General features: G+C 76.7%; 18 protein-coding genes and 1 riboswitch. Of the genes, 8 read left to right on the forward strand and 10 right to left on the reverse strand.

Annotation, left to right across the window (positions count from 1 at the left end):
* Positions 1 to 58 precede the first annotated feature (58 nt).
* Positions 59 to 185: riboswitch (cobalamin riboswitch) on the reverse strand.
* Between the two features lie 136 nt (positions 186 to 321).
* The 3 genes from ACI78V_RS03220 (at position 322) to ACI78V_RS03230 (ending at position 2,806) form a co-directional block, all read left to right on the forward strand.
* Entirely contained in the window at positions 322 to 1,383 is a 1,062-nt protein-coding gene (locus tag ACI78V_RS03220; protein WP_456848852.1) for an AbrB family transcriptional regulator, read from the forward strand.
* A 60-nt stretch (positions 1,384 to 1,443) separates the two neighbouring features.
* A complete protein-coding gene (locus ACI78V_RS03225) occupies positions 1,444 to 2,490 on the forward strand; it encodes an LLM class flavin-dependent oxidoreductase (protein WP_456848854.1) in 1,047 nt (348 codons plus the stop codon).
* A 64-nt stretch (positions 2,491 to 2,554) separates the two neighbouring features.
* The gene (locus ACI78V_RS03230) at positions 2,555 to 2,806 is read left to right on the forward strand and encodes a hypothetical protein (protein WP_456848856.1); all 252 of its coding nucleotides are present in this window, start codon (positions 2,555 to 2,557) and stop codon (positions 2,804 to 2,806) included.
* Positions 2,807 to 2,810: 4 nt separating this feature from the next.
* Here the strand turns inward: ACI78V_RS03230 and ACI78V_RS03235 are convergent, their stop codons facing one another.
* Together ACI78V_RS03235 and ACI78V_RS03240 are read right to left on the reverse strand one after the other, a co-directional pair.
* Positions 2,811 to 3,542: a class I SAM-dependent methyltransferase gene (locus tag ACI78V_RS03235; RefSeq protein ID WP_456848858.1), complete on the reverse strand. Its 732-nt coding sequence runs from the start codon at positions 3,540 to 3,542 to the stop codon at positions 2,811 to 2,813.
* A gap of 49 nt (positions 3,543 to 3,591) precedes the next feature.
* Positions 3,592 to 4,182 (reverse strand): type II toxin-antitoxin system PemK/MazF family toxin, encoded by a 591-nt coding sequence (locus ACI78V_RS03240; RefSeq protein ID WP_456848860.1) that lies wholly within the window; start codon positions 4,180 to 4,182, stop codon positions 3,592 to 3,594.
* Positions 4,183 to 4,369: 187 nt separating this feature from the next.
* Between ACI78V_RS03240 and ACI78V_RS03245 the strand changes: the two genes are divergently transcribed.
* On the forward strand, positions 4,370 to 4,567 hold the full coding sequence (locus tag ACI78V_RS03245) for a hypothetical protein (protein WP_456848862.1): 198 nt from the start codon (positions 4,370 to 4,372) through the stop codon (positions 4,565 to 4,567).
* 16 nt (positions 4,568 to 4,583) lie between these two features.
* Here the strand turns inward: ACI78V_RS03245 and ACI78V_RS03250 are convergent, their stop codons facing one another.
* Both ACI78V_RS03250 and ACI78V_RS03255 read right to left on the reverse strand, forming a co-directional pair.
* Positions 4,584 to 5,009 carry a VOC family protein gene (locus ACI78V_RS03250; protein ID WP_456848864.1) on the reverse strand — a complete coding sequence of 142 codons (426 nt, stop codon included), beginning with the start codon at positions 5,007 to 5,009 and terminating at the stop codon, positions 4,584 to 4,586.
* A gap of 30 nt (positions 5,010 to 5,039) precedes the next feature.
* Entirely contained in the window at positions 5,040 to 5,630 is a 591-nt protein-coding gene (locus tag ACI78V_RS03255) for an MSMEG_1061 family FMN-dependent PPOX-type flavoprotein (protein ID WP_456848866.1), read from the reverse strand.
* Positions 5,631 to 5,664: 34 nt separating this feature from the next.
* Between ACI78V_RS03255 and ACI78V_RS03260 the strand changes: the two genes are divergently transcribed.
* Positions 5,665 to 6,054, forward strand: a complete 390-nt coding sequence (locus ACI78V_RS03260; RefSeq protein ID WP_456848868.1) for an acyl-CoA thioesterase — start codon at positions 5,665 to 5,667, stop codon at positions 6,052 to 6,054.
* Between the two features lie 18 nt (positions 6,055 to 6,072).
* Here the strand turns inward: ACI78V_RS03260 and ACI78V_RS03265 are convergent, their stop codons facing one another.
* The 6 genes from ACI78V_RS03265 to ACI78V_RS03290 form a co-directional block, all read right to left on the reverse strand.
* A complete protein-coding gene (locus ACI78V_RS03265; RefSeq protein ID WP_456848870.1) occupies positions 6,073 to 6,360 on the reverse strand; it encodes an antibiotic biosynthesis monooxygenase in 288 nt (95 codons plus the stop codon).
* A gap of 149 nt (positions 6,361 to 6,509) precedes the next feature.
* Positions 6,510 to 8,009: a cobyric acid synthase gene (locus tag ACI78V_RS03270; protein WP_456848872.1), complete on the reverse strand. Its 1,500-nt coding sequence runs from the start codon at positions 8,007 to 8,009 to the stop codon at positions 6,510 to 6,512.
* Complete coding sequence (locus tag ACI78V_RS03275; protein ID WP_456848874.1) at positions 8,006 to 8,671, reverse strand: lysophospholipid acyltransferase family protein; 666 nt, start codon at positions 8,669 to 8,671, stop codon at positions 8,006 to 8,008. Before ACI78V_RS03275 ends, ACI78V_RS03270 begins: the two co-directional genes overlap by 4 nt.
* A 100-nt stretch (positions 8,672 to 8,771) precedes the next feature.
* Entirely contained in the window at positions 8,772 to 9,530 is a 759-nt protein-coding gene (locus tag ACI78V_RS03280; protein WP_456848876.1) for an ANTAR domain-containing protein, read from the reverse strand.
* Positions 9,531 to 9,736: 206 nt separating this feature from the next.
* Positions 9,737 to 11,200 (reverse strand): MocR-like transcription factor YczR, encoded by a 1,464-nt coding sequence (gene yczR, locus ACI78V_RS03285; RefSeq protein ID WP_456849063.1) that lies wholly within the window; start codon positions 11,198 to 11,200, stop codon positions 9,737 to 9,739.
* Positions 11,201 to 11,437: 237 nt separating this feature from the next.
* Entirely contained in the window at positions 11,438 to 12,409 is a 972-nt protein-coding gene (locus ACI78V_RS03290) for a cobalamin biosynthesis protein (RefSeq protein ID WP_456848878.1), read from the reverse strand.
* Positions 12,410 to 12,453: 44 nt separating this feature from the next.
* On the opposite strand from ACI78V_RS03290, the gene def reads away from it, so the two are divergent.
* The 3 genes from def (at position 12,454) to cobM (ending at position 15,051) form a co-directional block, all read left to right on the forward strand.
* Positions 12,454 to 13,011: a peptide deformylase gene (gene def / locus ACI78V_RS03295; RefSeq protein WP_456848879.1), complete on the forward strand. Its 558-nt coding sequence runs from the start codon at positions 12,454 to 12,456 to the stop codon at positions 13,009 to 13,011.
* Entirely contained in the window at positions 13,008 to 14,231 is a 1,224-nt protein-coding gene (gene cbiE, locus ACI78V_RS03300; protein WP_456848881.1) for a precorrin-6y C5,15-methyltransferase (decarboxylating) subunit CbiE, read from the forward strand. Before def ends, cbiE begins: the two co-directional genes overlap by 4 nt.
* A 79-nt stretch (positions 14,232 to 14,310) precedes the next feature.
* Positions 14,311 to 15,051 carry a precorrin-4 C(11)-methyltransferase gene (gene cobM, locus ACI78V_RS03305; RefSeq protein ID WP_456848883.1) on the forward strand — a complete coding sequence of 247 codons (741 nt, stop codon included), beginning with the start codon at positions 14,311 to 14,313 and terminating at the stop codon, positions 15,049 to 15,051.
* The last annotated feature ends 56 nt before the right edge of the window (positions 15,052 to 15,107 follow it).

Here is a 15,107-nt window from a genome sequence, read left to right on the forward strand (position 1 = left end):
ACGGCACGCGTCCTCTCCCCGGGTGTCCACGCCCGGAGGTGGCAGGGGCGACGGCGGGAGTCTCCTGGCTGCCGGATCGTCGTCCGCCCCCGACCTTCCCGTCCCCGGGGGGACAGTGGCCGAGCATGGGGGCGGGCTCCCCGGTCACAGTGGCGGGACCGCGCCGGAGTCTCACCGGGCTTCCTCCACTGCCGTCGCGTGTGGCGGCGTCATCAGACCACGACCCGTCGGCGCGCCGACAGTCCCGGGTGTCCCGACGGCTCCCGGAGTGACCCAGCACCCCCTCCCCGGCCCGGCGGCGCCGACCGGCAGAGTGGGTGCGTGGGCGGCTCCGGGCGGATCGCGTGGCTGGTGGACGCCGTCCTGGTCGTCGCCGGCGCGCTCGCGGCGACCGTCGTCCTCGATGCGCTCGACCTGCCCTCGCCGTCGCTGTTCGGCGGGCTGCTCGCCGGGCTGGTCCGCGGCCTGACCGTCGCCCGCCGGCTCGCCGTCCCCCGGCCGGGCACCACCGCCGCGCAGGCGCTGATCGGCGTCTCCGTCGGCGCGCTGGTCGACCTGGACACCCTCGAGGCGATCGGCCGTGACTGGCTGCCCGTCCTGCTGGTCACCGTCGCCACCCTCGCGCTGACCGTGCTGGCCGGCCTGCTCATGCGGCTGCAGCCCGGCATCACCCCGGTGACCGGTGCGTTCGCGATGATCGCGGGGGGCGCGTCGGGGATCACCGCGATGTCCCGGGACCTCGGGGCCGACGACCGGATGGTCGCGGTCCTGCAGTACCTGCGGGTGCTGATCATCGTCGTCCTCATGCCGGTGGCCGCCACAGCGGTGTTCGGGGCCGAGCCCGGCTCGGGCGGGACGCTCGCCGCGGAGGGCGGTCCCGGCTGGGCGGCCGGGCTGCTGTTCTCGCTGGTGTGCGTGGTGGTGGGGCTGCCGCTGGCCCGGCTGCTGCGGATCCCGGTGCCGGCGCTGCTCGGCCCGATGCTGGTCGCCGCCGGCCTGGACCTCAGTGGCCTGTCGGGCGGCGCGCAGGTGCCCGCGGCGCTGGAGCTCGGGGCGTTCCTGGTCATCGGCCTGATGGTCGGCCTCAACTTCACACGCGACAGCCTGCGCACCATCGGGCGCGCGCTGCCGCTGGCGCTGGTGATCATCCTCGGCCTCATCGCCGCCTGCGCCGGCCTCGGCGCGGTGCTCACCGCCACGACCGACGCCAGCGCGCTGGACGCCTACCTGGCCACGACCCCCGGAGGGCTGTACGCGGTGCTGGCCACCGCCCGGGACGGCGGCGCGGACGCCACGTTCGTCCTCGCCGTCCAGGTGCTGCGGCTGTTCGTGATGCTGCTGTCGGCGCCGCTGCTGGCCCGGTGGCTGCGCCGCGCGCGCTGACGGGAAGCAGGCGGGACACCGGGTGGTTGACCGTTCAACCGACAACGGCAGGGAGTGGCAGTGGAACTCGGGGTCTACACGTTCGGCGACGTCCTCCGGGACCCGCACACCGGGACGACGACCAGTCCCGAGCAGCGGCTGGCCGACCTGCTGGAGGAGGTCGAGCTCGCCGACCAGGTGGGCCTCGACGTCTTCGGCGTCGGTGAGCACCACCGGCCCGACTACGCGGTCAGCTCCCCGGCGACCGTGCTGGCCGCGGCCGCCGTCCGGACCTCGCGCATCCGGCTGACCAGCGCGGTCACCGTGCTCTCGTCGGAGGACCCGGTGCGGGTGTTCCAGCAGTACGCCACCGTCGACCTGCTCTCGCACGGCCGCGCCGAGGTGATGGCCGGCCGCGGCTCGTTCATCGAGTCCTTCCCGCTGTTCGGCTACGACCTCGACGACTACGACGAGCTGTTCGCCGAGAAGCTCGACCTGCTGCTGCGGCTGCGCGACTCCGTCCGCGTGACGTGGTCGGGTCGGCACCGCGCGGCGCTGGCCGACCAGCCGGTCTTCCCCCGGCCGGTGCAGGAGCCGCTGCCGGTCTGGGTGGCGGTCGGCGGCAACCCGCAGTCGGTGGTCCGCGCCGGGGCGCTGGGCCTGCCCCTGGCGCTGGCGATCATCGGCGGCGAGCCGGCCCGGTTCGCGCCGCTCGCCCAGTTGCACCGGCGGGCCGCGGCGCAGTACGGGCACGGCCCCCTGCCGGTCTCGATCAACTCGCACGGGTTCGTCGCCGACACCTCGCAGGCGGCCGCGGACAGCTTCTACGACACCTACGCCGAGGTCATGACCCAGCTGGGGCGCGAGCGGGGCTGGGGCCCGATGACCCGCCCCGACTTCGACGCGCTCGCCGGCCTGCACGGCGCGGTCGTCGTCGGCAGCCCCGAGCAGGTGGCCGAGAAAATCCTGTTCCAGCACGAGTTGTTCGGGCACGACCGGTTCCTGATGCAGTCCTCGCTCGGCGCCGCGCCGCACCGCGAGGTGCTGCGCTCCATCGAGCTGCTGGGCACCGAGGTGGCCCCGATCGTCCGCGCGGAACTGGCCTCGCGCGCGAGGGCGTCGGCCTGATCACTCCTCCAGGGAGAGGCCTCGCCGCCCGGACACGCCTACCCTGGCCCGGGGCGCCAGGGAGGTGAGGGAGCTGTCCGAGGAGACGACGAGCACGGAGGACGCCGTGCTGCTGTTCGTGGGTGGTCCGCTGGACGGGCGGGTGGAGGTCCGCGAGGCCCGGCACGGCGACCCGCTGCCGACCATCACCCACGTGCACCTCCACGGCGGCCCCAAGGTGGTGCACCGCTACGACCTGACGACGCTGCACGGCTCGGCCGGCGTCTACACCGTGCGGCCGCGGCAGTCGGTCCGCGACGAGTCCGTCGCCGACTGACCGCTCACCGGCGCCGCAGCACGAACCCCGCGTAGCCGTACTCGTCGGCGTGCGCGCGGTGCAGGTCGATCTCGCGGCGGGCCTCGGCCAGCACCGCGGCGGTCGGCTCGTCCGGGTCGGGCCAGGCCCCGATCGCCGCCTCCAGCGGGCGGTGGTACTCGTCCTCCCAGTCGGAGTCGGGCAGCACGTACGTGCCCAGGACGTCGTAGCCGGCGGCCCGCGCCGCGGCGACGGTGGCCGGGACGTCGCGCATCGCCGGGTACACCGACCAGAACGCGGCGGCCTCGGGCGAGGGGGTGTCCGTCGTCCACACCGCGTCGGTGAGCACCACGGCACCGCCGGGCGGGACCAGCCGCCGCCACGCGGTCATCGCCGCGTCGACGCCCATGAGGTAGGCCGCCCCCTCGCACCACAGCAGGTCGAACACCCCGTCCGGGTGGGGGAGCGCGCTCATCGACGCCCGCACGACGGCGATCCGCCGACTCAGGCCGGCGTCGACGGCGGCCTGCCGGGCCCTCCGCAGGAAGGGTTCGTGCAGGTCGACGGCGGTGACCCGGGCGCCGGCCTCCGCGAGGACCAGGGACGCCCGCCCCGGGCCGCAGCCGACGTCGAGGGCCCGGGGCTCGTCCGGCAGGGGGCCGGCGAGGCCGAGCAGGGTGCGGGTGGTCGCGTCGGAGCCCACGCCCTCACGCGGGAGGTCGCGGTGCAGTGCCCAGAAGACCCCGGCGGCGTCCATCCCGCGCAGCGTGCCGGGCGACGGCGGGGGCCGTCGACCGGATCCCGGCTCAGCCGCGGTGCAGCGCGCGGACGGCGGCGACGGCCTCGTCGAACGGACGCCGGGCGAGCGCGGCGCCGATCCGCCGGGCGGCGCCCGGCGGGACCAGGAGCAGCCGGTCCAGCCGAGCCTCGCTGGGCCGGCCCTGCGGGTCCCAGCCGCCGGAACCGACGTCGATCCACCGCCGTCCGAACCGCGCCTCGTCCGCGGCGTCCCGGTCGTGGTCCTGACTGGACAGCATGAGGCCGACGAGGTCGGGCCCCCGGCGGCCGATGACCAGCACCGGGCGGTCCTTGCCGCGGCCGTCGCCCTCGTCGAAGGGCACCCACGCCCACACGACCTCGCCCGGGTCGGGCAGGACGTCGTCGCGCGGGGCGTAGCCGAGCTCGACGTCGGCGAGGCTCCCCGGGAGGTCGCGCACCCGAGCAGGGGCGGACGCCGGTCCCGGTGCCGCCTCCGACGTCGGTGTCCGGGTCCGCCGGGCGCGGCGCACCGCGGACCGGGCCGGCCCGGCGGCCGGCCGGAGGGCGGCCCGGACGGCCGGCTCCAGCACCGCCCGCAACCCCGCGGAGAGACGTCGTCCCAACCCTGATCCGGTCATGACCGGCACCGTACGGAACGGCGGGCCGGTGCCGGAGGGTGACCGCCGGAGCGCTGTCCGGGACCTCAGCTGTCACGTGTGACACATCGGCACCAATCGGTCACCCGGAGGGTTCGACCTGCCGGTACGGGGGCACCATGGCGTCACGGGGCGGGTCAGGGGGCTCCTCCGACGAGAGGGGGCCGCGATGACCTCGGCCGAACCGGTTCCGCCGGCCGCGCCACGGGCGCGGGAGGTGCAGGCCAGCGTGCTGGCCGCCTTCCAGCTGGTGGAGGACGCCCGCTACCTCGGCAGCGATCGGCGACAGCGCAGAGGGCGCCGGCGCAGCCTCGTCCAGCGCACCGTGGCCTACCGCAAGCTCGCCCGCGACCTGCGCGCCGGCTGAGGCCGGAGGGTCTCCCTCACGCGACGCAGAACTCGTTGCCCTCCGGGTCGATGAGGGTCGCCCACGTGAACGGCCCCTGGGACTGCCGGTAGAGCTCGGTGGCACCCATGCCCACCAGCCGCGCCACCTCGGCGTCCCGCCGCTCGGGGCCCACGTGCAGGTCGAGGTGCACCCGGTTCTTGACCGTCTTCGCCTCGGGGACGAGCTGGAACAGCACCCGTGGCCGCCCGGGGTCGGGGGAGTCCACCGCGGCCCCGACGCGCCAGACCAGCGCGCCGCGGTGCGTGGTCGTGTCCGCCTCGCTCGCCGCCCCCGACTCCAGCAGGCCCCGGATGAACGCCTCGTCCTGCGCCTCCACCTGCCAGCCCAGGGCCTCGGCCCACCAGTCGGCCAACCCGTGCGGGTCGGCGCTGTCCACCACCACCTGGATGTCGGTCGCCATGCCGGCACCGTAGGGCCGGCCACCGACGGATCAGAGTTCCTGGGCCAGCCCCGCCCGCATGACCGCGTCGTCGGGCAGCGGTGTGGTGAGCCGGCAGTGGTCGCCGAACACCTCGCGCATGGGGGCGAACGCCGAGCGCTCCACCTGGCGCTGCGGGTCCCACAGGCCCGAGCGCATGATCGACTTGGCGCACTGGAAGTAGGCCCGCGTCACCGTCACCACGAGCACCGAGCGGGGGGCGCGGCCGAACTCGGTGAGGTCCACCTCGAGCTCCTCCGGCGCGGTGATCTCCGCGGTGCCGTAGACGCGCAGGGTCTCCTCGATGCCCGGCACCAGGAACATCAGCGCCGCCCGCGGGTTGCCGGCGACGTTGTGCAGGCTGTCGACCCGGTTGTTGCCCGGACGGTCGGGCAGCACCAGCCGGTGCTCGTCGAGCACCTTCACGAAGCCGGGGTCGCCGCCGCGCGGCGACACGTCCGGCCAGCCGTCCGCCGAGGCGGTGGACAGGGTCGCGAACGGCGACAGTCCGATGAAGGCCCGGCAGTGGCGGTCGAGGTGGTCGATCACCTTGTCCCGCACCAGCTGGGAGGGGTCGCGGTAGCGGTCCAGCACGCCGTCCATGCCGAGGACGGTAACCCCGCTACGGTGGCGCTCCGTGACGGCACGGTGGAGCGCCCCGGTCCGGTACGTCGAGTGCGACCAGCAGGGCGTCGTCTTCAACGCGCACTACCTGACGTGGGCCGACGAGGCGTCCAACGCCTGGTGGGCGGCGGCGGGCCTGTCGTGGGCGGAGCTCACCGAGCGCTCCATCGACCCGCTGGTCAAGGCCAGCACCCTCGAGTGGTCGTCGGCGGCCCGCTGGGGGGACACGGTCACCGTGGACGCCGAGACCGAGAAGGTCGGCCGCACCAGCGCGACCGCGCGGTTCACCGTGCGCGTGGGGGAGCGGGTCTGCTGCGTCGTGCGCACCACGTACGTGTGCGTGGCCGACGGCGTGGCCGCTCCCTGGCCGGACGACGTCCGGGAGCGGCTCGCAGCCGGCTGACCGCACGGCGGCTCGCGGTCAGTCCGGCCGGACCACCTGCAGGACCTCGCCCACCTCCGGCGGTCCCTCCAGCCGCATCCCGAACTCCTCGAGGATCGGGGCGAGCGTGGACATCCACTCCGCCATCGCCTCACGGGAGTCCCAGACGTCGACGACGTGCAGCACGTCCCCCGTCATCCACGCGGTGTGGCTCTGCCGACCAGCGGGGTGCCGGAGGCCCCGTTCGTCGATGCGCCGCCAGGCCTCCTCGTAGGCCGCCCGCGCGTCGCTCTTCGGCGTGTTCACCACGTGGACCGCGATCGCCATGACCGTCTCCCGCTGCCGCTACCCGTCCGGGGATGCTCCCGCGCGGCGGCGCCCGGGCACCACGGGTGCCCGGCACCCCGGCGCGCCGCCTCCCGGTGGGTCCGCGCGCCATGGCTCGCCGCGCACACCGCGCGCGGGACGCGTGTCGGTCAGCGCGGCCCGGCGCCGGGCGGGAGCAGCGGCAGGCCGGCCGGCGCGCCGCCCTCGACCAGCCGCCACAGCGCGTCGGTGTCGGCGTGCTCGGCGACCAGGTCTCCGAGGGTGTCCAGGCGCCGCTCGCGGACGGCGGCGAAGTCGGTGTCCGGGGCCGCGACGAACCGCCGGCCGGCCACGCGCGCCACCTCGGCGAGGAACGCCCGGCGGAACCCGTCGTTCTCCATCGCGCCGTGCCAGGTCGTGCCCCACACCGACCCGCGCCGCGCGCCGTCCAGGAACGGCTCGGCGTCGTCGTCGACGGTGACCACGCCGTGGTGGATCTCGTAGGCGTGCACCGGCTGCCCGAACGCCGTCCCGACCGGGCGGGCCAGCGTCTTCTCCGGCGCGAACCGCACGTCGGCCGGCAGCAGCCCCAGGCCCGGCACCGTGCCGGCCCGCGACTCGACGTCGTCGGCGATCGTGCGGGCCAGCATCTGGTGGCCCCCGCAGATGCCCAGCACGGGCAGGCCGTCGGCGGCCCGGCGGCACACCGCGTCGGCCAGGCCCGTCGCACGCAGCCACCGCAGGTCGGCCACCGTCGCGCGGGTGCCCGGGAGCACGACGAGGTCGGCGTCGGCGAGCTCGCCGGGCGTGGTGGCGTAGCGGACCACGACGCCGGGCTCGGCCGCCAGGGCGTCCAGGTCGGTGGAGTTGGACAGCCGCGGCAGCCGGACGGCGGCGACGCGCAGCACCTCCTCCCCGTGCGGTGGGCCGGCGGCCGGACGCGCCGTCCCCAGGCCCAGGGAGTCCTCGACGTCGAGGTCCAGCCCCGGCAGCCACGGCAGGACGCCGAGGGTCGGCCGCCCGGTGAGCCCGGTCAGCGCCTCGAGGCCCGGCTGCAGCAGCCGGACGTCGCCGCGGAACTTGTTGACGAGGAACCCGGCGACCAGCCGCTGGTCGGCCGGCGGCATGAGCGCCACGGTGCCGTAGAGGGCGGGGAAGACCCCGCCGCGGTCGATGTCACCGATGACGACGACCGGCAGCCGCGCCGCGGTGGCCAGCCCCATGTTGGCGATGTCGTCGGCGCGCAGGTTGATCTCGGTCGGGGACCCGGCCCCCTCGCAGACGACGACGTCGAAGCGGGACCGCAGGTCGGCCAGGCTGCTGAGCACCTGCTCCAGCAGCGCGGCCTTCATCGGCCGGTAGGACAGCGCGCTCACCTCGGCCACCGGCCGGCCGAGGACGACGACCTGGCTGGAGTCCTCGCCACCCGGCTTGAGCAGCACCGGGTTCATCGCCGCCTCGGGCGGCACGCGCGCGGCGGCGGCCTGGACCACCTGGGCCCGGCCGATCTCCGCGCCGTCGGGGGTGACCACGGAGTTGTTGCTCATGTTCTGGGCCTTGAACGGCGCCACCGAGACCCCCTGGCGCACCAGCCAGCGGCAGATGCCGGCGGTGACGACGGACTTCCCCGCGTCCGAGGTCGTCCCGGCGACGAGCAGCGCCCCCGTCACACCGTCTCGCGGGGGGCGCCCCAGCCGGCCTTCTCCTGGCCGGACAGCTCGGCGATCGCCTCCATGATCCGGTCGGTGACCGCGCGGCGCGCCCGGCCGTTGCCGGCCATCCCCCGGTACTCGGGGAACGTGAGCGGCTCGCCGAAGGTGACCGACACCTTGTGCGGGCGGGGCCAGCGGGAGCCGACCGGCTGCACCCGGTCGGTGCCGGCCACCGCGACCGGGACCACGGGGCAGTCGGCGGTCAGGGCCAGCCAGGCCACCCCGGTCTTGCCGCGGGCCAGCCGGCCGTCCCGGGACCGGGTGCCCTCCGGGTAGATGCCGAACCCGCCGCCCTGACGCAGCACGCCCAGGGCGGTGTCGAGGGCCTCCTGCGCGGCGCGGTGGGTCTGCCGTTCCACCGGCAGGGCACCGAGCGCGGTGAACAGCGTCTTCGTCAGCCAGCCCGAGAAGCCGGACCCGGTGAAGTACTCCGCCTTCGCCAGGTAGCCGACGCGGCGGGGCGCGGAGAGGGGGATGACCATGCTGTCGATGAAGGACAGGTGGTTGCTGGCCAGGATGAACGCCCCGGTGGCCGGGACGTTCTCCTGTCCGGTCACGTGCGTGCGCAGCACGATGCGGAAGAGCGGGCGCAGCAGGAACCGGACGACGAGGTAGAGCACGCCGCGCTTCCCCTCTCGGCTCGGGGGACCGCCGGCGGCCGCCGGTGGCAGCGGCATTCTCCCGTGCGCCCCGGAGCCGGTTGCCCCAGGGCCCGGCGCGTCAGTGCATGCGGGGACTCGGCGGGCAGACGTCGCGGATGAGCGCGCGGATGTCGGCCGGCAGGGACGCGTGCCCGGCCGCCGACTCGGTGATGGCCACGGCGACGTCGCGCACCTTGCGGTGGGAGTTGCTCGAGATGTGCGCCAGCACGTCGAAGGCGACCTGGTCGCCGCAGCCGGTGAGGAGCATGACGATGCCCTTGGCCTGCTCGATCGCCGCCCGGCTGCCCATCGCGGTGCGCAGCTGGGCCACCTCGGTCTCCAGCTCCCGCACGCGCTGGGCGTCGCCTCCGGCACCGCGGTGGGGTGTGTGCGCCGGCTCGGCGGGCAACGCGACGAGCAGGCCCTCCAGGGCCTCGACCGCGCCGGCCGCGTCCAGCACCGGCTCGCCGATGAGGACGCCCGGGCGCTCGGTGCCGCCGCGGCCACGCAGCCGCACCTGGAGCGAGAACGGCGCCCCGTTGGTGCACGCGGCCGCGATCGCGCCGAGCGCGTGCGGGCGGTCGCCCGAGTGCAGCGAGCGGACCAGCAGCTCCGTGCACGGGTGGGCGCCGCCGTGGCCGCAGTCGAGCAGCGTGGTCATCTCGGGGGACCAGGACCACGAGCCGGTACGCCGCTCGTAGCGGAACCGGCCGGCCAGCCGCCGGGCGACCGGTGCCGGCCGGGACGGCGGGGGTGCGGGGTGGGCCGTCGCCGGGGGTGCAGGCGTGGCGGAGGCCGAGCGGACGGGAGACAGGATGGGTGAGGGCGTCGCTGTCATGTCGACTCCACGAGTGGTCGCCGGAGGCGGAGTCCGGCTGTGCACCGACGGCCGTGGCTTCGACCACCGCGGTGGACCGGTGACTCGGGGTCACGGCACCACCGATGAGAGGCACGGTACGACGCCGCAGCCGGGCCTGCACGCCCTGCGACCGTCCCGACGCGTGCGTCAGCGCGTCGCCACGGGCTGTCGGCCTCCCGGAGCGGTCAGACGACGGTCGCCGGCCGGGCGGGGACCCGTCCCGCACCGGGCGCGGCGGACAGGTCGGCGGACACCCGGGCGAGCAGCTCCACCGCCGTCCGCAGCCGGGCGGGGGGCAGGGTGAACGGCAGCCGGAGGTGGTCGTCGAAGGCGTGCCCGGTGCCGAAGGCACGACCCTCGGCGAGCGCCAGGCCCAGCGGGGCGGCGGCCGCGGTCAGGGCGGCGGAGCTGGTGCCGGGCGGCAGCCGGCACCACATCGAGAGTCCGCCGGACGGCCGGTGCGCCGTCCAGCCGGGCAGGACCCGGGCCAGCTCGGCCAGCAGCACCTCCCGGCGTTCGCGCAGCACCGCACGGCGCTGCGCCAGGACGTCGTCCAGCCCGCGGACGAGGACGACGGCGGCGAGCTGGTCCAGGACGCCGACGGAGAGCTGCCGTCGTCCCAGCGCGGCGCCGAGCTGGTCGGCCAGCGCGGCGTCGGTCCGCACCCAGCCGATCCGCAGGCCACCCCAGGCGGCCTTGGACAGTCCGCCGACGGTGACCGTCGCGGCGTCCGGCACGCTCGCGGCGAACGGGGGCAGCGGGCCGTCGTCCAGGTGCAGCTCCGCGGTGACCTCGTCGACGACGGTCAGGACGCCGTGCTGCCAGAGCGTCGCCGCCAGCCGGCGCCGCCCCGCGGCCGAGAGCCGGGCGCCCGAGGGGTTGGAGAAGTCGGGCATGACGAAGGCCATCCGCGGGCTGCTCTGCCGGGTGACCAGCGAGGCCGCGGACACCAGGGCGTCGGGGTCGGCCGCGTCGACGGGGGCGGGGACGCAGCGCCCCCCCGCGGCGGCCACCATGCCCAGGGCACCGGGGTAGGTGGGGTGCTCGACCAGCACACGGTCACCGGGCTGGAGCAGCGTCTCGAGCACGAGGGCGGTGGCGTCCCCGGTGCCCGCGGTGACCACCACCTGGTCGCGGTCGGTGGGCAGGCCCCGGGCGGTGAACCGGTCGGCGATCGCCGACCGGAGCTCCGGCAGACCGCTGGGCGCATACCCGTGCCCGGCCGTGTACGCCGGGAGCGCGGCCACCGCCTGCTCGTAGGCGGCCAGCACCTGCGGGACCGCCTCGGGGGCGGCGTGCGCGAGGTCGAGCAGCTGCGGGTCGGTGCTCGGCGCCCGCCACGCACTGCTCGCGGTCGGCAGCTCCGTCACCGTGCCCGAGCCGTGCCGCGTGACGGCGAACCCGTCGGTCCGCAGCTGCCGGTAGGCCGAGGCGACGGTGACCCGGCTGGTGCCCAGCTCGGCGGCCAGCTCCCGCTCCGCGGGCAGCCGGCTGCCACTGGGCAGCGCCCCGGTCGTGACCAGCTCCCGGATGCGGCGGGCCAGCGCCGCGTAGCGGGGGCCCGGGACCTCCTCCACGGACCCGATCAGAGTGGCCAGCTGATGCGCCGGAGTGGACTGGTCCGATCGCGGTGGCATGCGGGCCACCATGCCGCAGTGGACCGCTTTCCGCCACCCTGGATGGTGCCACTCTTCGGTCATGACCTCAGGTGGTGTCGTCGTCCTGCTCGTCCTGTTGGGGATCACCGCGCTGTCGGTGACCACCCTCGTCGTCGCCGTCCGGGGTGGCCGCGGTCCGGCCGACCCGCCGGCCAGCCACGCCCGGGTGGACCTGCACGGGTTCCCCGTGCTGCCGGAGGCGCGCGGCCTGTTGCCGCGGCACCCGGCTCAGCCGCGGCAGTCGCGCGGCCCGCGGCGCAGCCGCCCGCTCGCGGCGAGGGCCGCGGCCGCCAGCCACACGGCGCGGGAGAGCCGCACCGCGCGGCGGATGTCGTCCGGTGCCGGCGCCCGGCCGCTGCCGAGCGCCGGCCGGTCCTCGACCCGGTTGCCGTAGACGTTCCGCCCGCCCAGCCGCAGCCCCAGCGCCCCGGCCAGTGCCGCCTCGCACCGGCCGGCGTTGGGGCTGGGGTGCGCGGCGCCGTCGCGGTGCCACGCCGCCCACGCGCCGCGGGCGGACCCTCCCGTCAGCGGTGCCGCCGCCACGGTGAGCGCGGCGGTCAGCCGGGCCGGCAGCCAGTTGGCGACGTCGTCGGCACGGGCGGCGGCCCAGCCGAACCGCAGGTGCCGCGGGGAGCGGTGACCGACCATCGCGTCGAGGGTGTTGGCCGCGCGGTACGCGAGCAGCCCCGGCAGGCCGGCCACCGCGCCCCACACCAGCGGGCCGACGGCCGCGTCGGAGGTGTTCTCGGCCACCGACTCGACGGTGGCGCGGGACAGCTCCGCCCCGTCCAGGCCGGCCGGGTCGCGGCCGGCCAGCGTGGGGAGCAGGCGGCGGGCGGCGGGGAGGTCCCCGGCGTCCAGGGTGGTGGCCATGGCGGTGGCCGCCCGGCCCAGCGAGGTGCCGCCGAGCACGGTCCACGTGGCGGTGGCGGTGACCAGGGCCCGGGGCACGGGGCGACCGCGGGTGGCGCGGTCGAGGGCGACGCCCAGCAGGCCGGCGGCACCGGTCAGCGCCGCGGCGTACCCGACCCCGGCCGGCCGGGAGTCCCGCCAGACCCGCCGCTCCAGGGCAGCGGCGACCCGGCCGAACCCGGCGACGGGGTGCCACCGCCGCGGGTCGGCGAGCAGCAGGTCGGCCGCGGCGCCCAACGCCAGGCCCGTGGCGGTGGGCAGGTCACGCGGGGGCAGCACGCGGCACATCGTGCCAACCGGGCCGGACGGCGCCGTCCCTAGGATGGGCGTCCATGCGCCTGCCCGGCCGTTACAGCGGCACCGCCCGGCCGATCGTCACCTACGGGAGCGACCCGGTCCTGCACCGGCCGTGCGCGCCGGTGACCGAGTTCGGCAAGGACCTCCGCCGGCTGGTGCTGGACATGTTCGCCTCGATGGAGGCCGCCGACGGGGTGGGGCTGGCGGCCAACCAGATCGGCGTCGACGCGCGGGTGTTCGTCATCGACTGCCCGGACGCCGACGGCGAGGACGTCGTCGGCTACGTGGTGAACCCGGAGCTGACGGTCCTCGAGCCGCGGGAGGGCGAGCCGGCCGAGGAGGTCACCGAGGAGGGCTGCCTGTCGGTGCCCGGCCCCTACGCCGAGCTCCCACGGGCCTTCCGCGCCCGGGTGGACGGCGTGGACGCGGCGGGCCACCCGGTCTCGATCGAGGCCACCGGCATGGCCGCCCGCTGCCTGCAGCACGAGGTGGACCACCTGGACGGCACGGTCTACGTCGACCGGCTCCCGGAGGAGACGCGGGAGCGGCTGCTGGCGGAGGCCGCGGGCCCCGGCGGTGAGTTGCCGGCGTGACCGCGCCCGAGGGCTGGGGGGTCACCGTCGTCGGCATCGGCGCCGACGGGTGGGACGGCCTCCCGCCCCGCTCGCGGCGGGCGGTCGAGGACGCCGACGTGCTGCGGGGCAGCGCCCGGCAGCTGGCGCTGGTGCCCGGCACGGTCCGGGCCGAGCGGGTCCCGTGGCCCTCACCGATGACCCCGGCCCTGGCGGCGCTGCCGGAGGCGCATCCGGGACGGCGGGTGGTCGTCCTGGCCAGCGGCGACCCGATGCTGTCCGGCGTCGGCACCTCGCTGGTCCGGCTGCACGGGCCGGCCGCGGTGACGGTGCTGCCCGCGCCGTCCTCGGTGACGCTGGCCTGCGCCCGGCTGGGCTGGGCGGTGGAGGAGACGCAGGTGGTCTCCGTCGTCGGGCGCTCGGTCGACCTGCTCACCGTGCACGTCGCCCCGGGACGCCGGCTGCTGGTGCTCGGCTCGGACACCCGCACGCCGGCCGCGGTCGCCGCCCTCCTCACCGACCGCGGGTACGGGGCCAGCCGGCTGACGGCGCTGGCGCAACTGGGCGGCCCGGACGAGCGCCGCTTCACCGGCCGCGCCGACGACTGGCCGCACACCGAGACCGACCCCCTCGTGCTCACCGCCGTCGAGGTGGTCGCCGACCCCGGCACCGAACCGTGGCCGGCCACGCCCGGGCTGCCCGACGAGGCCTACGCGCACGACGGCCAGCTCACCAAGCGCGACGTCCGGGCGGTCACCCTCGCCCGGCTGGCTCCGCTGCCCGGCCGGCTGCTGTGGGACGTCGGGGCGGGAGCGGGCTCGATCGGCATCGAGTGGATGCGGGTGCACCCCACGTGCCGGGCCGTGGCGGTCGAGTCGCACCCCGAGCGCGCAGAGCGGATCGGGCAGAACGCCGCCCGGCTCGGCGTCCCGGACCTGCGGGTCGTCGCCGGCCGGGCGCCCGGGGCGCTGGCGGGCCTGCCGCGGCCGGACGCCGTCTTCGTCGGTGGCGGGGCGACGGTGCCCGGGGTGCTCGACGCGTGCTGGCGCGCCCTCGGCCCCGGCGGGCGGCTGGTCGTCACGGCGGTGACCGTGGAGAGCGAGGCGCTGGTGGCGCAGTGGCGGGCGCGGGCCGGGGGCGCGCTGACCCGGCTGTCGGTCGCGCACGCCGAGCCGGTGGGGTCGTTCACCGGCTGGAGGCCCGCCATGCCGGTGACGATCTGGAGCGTGGGGAAGCCGTGACACACACCGCTGCGGCCGGGCACGCCCGCGGACCGGCACGGGGCACGTCCGCGGGCGTGCCCGCAGGAACGGGGGGACCGTGACCGTCCACTTCATCGGGGCGGGGCCGGGTGCGGCGGACCTGGTCACCCTCCGCGCCGCCCGGGTGATCGCCGCGGCGCCCGTCTGCCTCTACGCCGGTGCGCTGGTCCCCCGTGAGCTGCTGGCCACCGCGCCGCCGGGAGCGCGGCTGGTCGACACCGCCGAGCTGGACCTGGACCAGATCACCGCCGAGCTGGTCGCCGCGCACGAGGCCGGCCTCGACGTCGCCCGGCTGCACTCCGGGGACCCGTCGGTCTACAGCGCCATGGCCGAGCAGATGCGCCGGCTCGACGCCGTCGGGGTGCCCTACGAGGTGGTGCCGGGGGTGCCGGCGTTCGCGGCGGCGGCCGCGGCGCTCAAGCGGGAGCTGACCGTGCCCGGTGTGGGGCAGACCGTGGTGCTCACCCGCACCAGTGCCCGGTCGACGCCGATGCCGCCGGGGGAGGAGCTGGCCGCCTACGCCGCGACCGGGGCGACGCTGGTCCTGCACCTGGCCGTGCAGCGGATCGCCGAGCTGGCGCCGCAGCTGGCCGAGCACTACGGCGCCGAGGGGCCGGTCGCCGTCGTCGCGCGCGCCAGCCGGGACGACGAGCTCGTGCTGCGGGGCACGCTCGCCGACATCGCCGGCCAGGTGGCGGCGGCCGGGGTCCGGCGCACGGCGGTCGTCGTCGTCGGCCCGGTGCTCACCGCCGCGCAGTTCCCCGACAGCCATCTCTACTCGACGACCCGCCCCCGGTGAGCAACCGGTTGCCGGCCCCGCCGCCGGGGCCCACCGCGGGCCGGCGGGTGGCGGGG

It is taken from the genome of Geodermatophilus sp. SYSU D00742, from assembly GCF_054049935.1.

Coding starts and splice junctions, on each gene's coding strand:
- ACI78V_RS03235 (WP_456848858.1), bottom strand. CDS start 3,542: ATGGACGCCGCCGGGGTCTTCTGGGCACTGCACCGCGACCTCCCGCGT.
- ACI78V_RS03240 (WP_456848860.1), bottom strand. CDS start 4,182: ATGACCGGATCAGGGTTGGGACGACGTCTCTCCGCGGGGTTGCGGGCG.
- ACI78V_RS03245 (WP_456848862.1), top strand. CDS start 4,370: ATGACCTCGGCCGAACCGGTTCCGCCGGCCGCGCCACGGGCGCGGGAG.
- ACI78V_RS03250 (WP_456848864.1), bottom strand. CDS start 5,009: ATGGCGACCGACATCCAGGTGGTGGTGGACAGCGCCGACCCGCACGGG.
- ACI78V_RS03255 (WP_456848866.1), bottom strand. CDS start 5,630: ATGGACGGCGTGCTGGACCGCTACCGCGACCCCTCCCAGCTGGTGCGG.
- ACI78V_RS03265 (WP_456848870.1), bottom strand. CDS start 6,360: ATGGCGATCGCGGTCCACGTGGTGAACACGCCGAAGAGCGACGCGCGG.
- ACI78V_RS03280 (WP_456848876.1), bottom strand. CDS start 9,530: ATGACAGCGACGCCCTCACCCATCCTGTCTCCCGTCCGCTCGGCCTCC.
- yczR (WP_456849063.1), bottom strand. CDS start 11,200: ATGGTGGCCCGCATGCCACCGCGATCGGACCAGTCCACTCCGGCGCAT.
- ACI78V_RS03290 (WP_456848878.1), bottom strand. CDS start 12,409: ATGTGCCGCGTGCTGCCCCCGCGTGACCTGCCCACCGCCACGGGCCTG.
- def (WP_456848879.1), top strand. CDS start 12,454: ATGCGCCTGCCCGGCCGTTACAGCGGCACCGCCCGGCCGATCGTCACC.